This window comes from Streptomyces colwelliae, from assembly GCF_048158785.1.
In the GTDB taxonomy this organism is placed as follows: Bacteria; Actinomycetota; Actinomycetes; order Streptomycetales; family Streptomycetaceae; genus Streptomyces.
Map to the genome: position 1 here is coordinate 1 of NZ_JBLTJC010000751.1, position 1,772 is coordinate 1,772.

The 1,772-nt window shown below is 72.1% G+C and carries 2 protein-coding genes; both read left to right on the forward strand.

Annotated elements, in window-relative coordinates:
• Positions 1–844 (forward strand): HtaA domain-containing protein (locus tag ACNFOC_RS53970; protein ID WP_416966255.1); only part of this gene is annotated, 844 nt, incomplete at its 5' end.
• 11 nt (positions 845–855) lie between these two features.
• A partial coding sequence (locus ACNFOC_RS53975) for a hypothetical protein (RefSeq protein WP_416966256.1) occupies positions 856–1,772 on the forward strand: 917 nt, incomplete at its 3' end.

Consider the following 1,772-nt stretch of genomic DNA (forward strand, 5'->3'; position numbering starts at 1 on the left):
GAGCACGACCCCGTCCACCACGCCCTCCGACAGCGCGAGCCCCTCGGACACCGTCTCCGAACCGGCCGCCACCAAGGGCGACATCGCGGACGGCATCCTCACCTGGGGCGTCAAGGAGTCCTTCCGCTCCTACGTCGTCGGCAGCGTCGCCAACGGCAAGATCACGACCTCGGACGGAGCGGCCCAGGCGACCGGCAACGGCGTCTTCACGTTCACCGGCGCGACCGGCAGCTACGACACGGACGCCGACACCCTCTCCGCCGCCTTCGAGGGCGCGGTGAACTTCAAGGGCCATGAGGACAACGGCACTTACGGCCTCGACCTCACCTTCACCGACCTGAAGGCGACCCTGGACGACGGCTCCGGCACCCTGACGGCGGACGTGACGAGCCTGGGCACGAAGTCCGAGGACGTGGCCCTGGCCGACCTGAAGGCCGGCTCGGCCGACCTCACCGCGAAGAACGACGTCATCACCCTCGACGAGGTCACCGCCACCCTCACCGCCGCCGGCGCGAAGGCCTTCGGCGGCTTCTACCAGACCGGCGCCGAACTCGACCCGCTCGACCTCTCGGTGGCCCTCACGGCGGACGCCACCCTCCCCACGGACGGCTCGTCGCCGACGACCGGCACCGACACGGGCTCGTCCGGCGGCACCGCCGACTCCGGTACGACGGGCTCGACTTCGGGCGGCGTCACCGGCTCCACGACGGGCAGCGTGAACGGCTCCCTCGCCTCGACCGGTTCCGAGATACCGGCGGCGGCCCTGGGTACGGCGGCCGCGGTGACCGTGGCGGCGGGCGCGGGCGTGGTGTTCGCGATGCGCAGGCGGCGTACGGAGGCATAAGACTGTGCCCCATGGAGACCAGGGGGCACAGAGAACCACTGCCGGAGGGCGGACTGGCGCTGACCGTGACAGGCCGGCCCGGTCCGTCCCCGCTGTGTTTCGAGACGGCGGACGGCGGCCGGAGACTGCTGCGGCAGGGTGAACGCCCACTGGCACTGGGCCGGTTGGACGGCGGGGGCTGCTGCCGCGACCTCGCCCTGCACCGCTTCGACGGCTACCGCTCGCTCATGCCGCCCCTGCGCGCCGCACGGCAGCGCGCGGACGTCAACTGGACGCACGAGTACGCCCGTTGGCTGGAGGATGGGTCCAACGGCCCCCTGCACAACGGTCGTTGGAGCCTGACCCGGCACCCCCACTTCACGCCGGGCATCTGGACGACCGACTTCGTCCAGGACTGGCCGAACGGCACCCTGGAGCTGTACTGCGGCGGAGGCCGGCACGGCATCCTGCCCCTGCGCCGCCTCTCCCCGCCGGACGCCCCGCGCGTGAAGGCGTACCGCAAGCACGCCCGCGACGCCCCCCTCGCGCCGGTCCTGCTGTTGTGGGTGACGTTCCTCGACGGCTGGCTGATCCTCGACGGCCACGACCGTGCCGTAGCCGCACTCGCGGAGGGCACGCCACCGGAATGCGTGGAGCTGCGCCGCGTACCCGACGACGAGGACTGGCACCGCACAGCCGCCGAACTGACCGAGGCACACGCACAGCACGTGCGAGACGTCGCGGACCGCCCCACCCGCCAACTGAACACCCTGGAGCGGGGATTCGGAGACGCCCTGGCCTCGCTGCCCCACGACGACGCCCCGCGCCGGGACGCGCTCGTCGAGGTACTCCAGGATGAGCCGGAGGTGCTGGTCGTGGAGAACGATCACGCGTCCGCCGTAGCGGCCGCTCCCTTGTGGTCGCTGAGCTCGGGTGGGCTGTCGCGTTG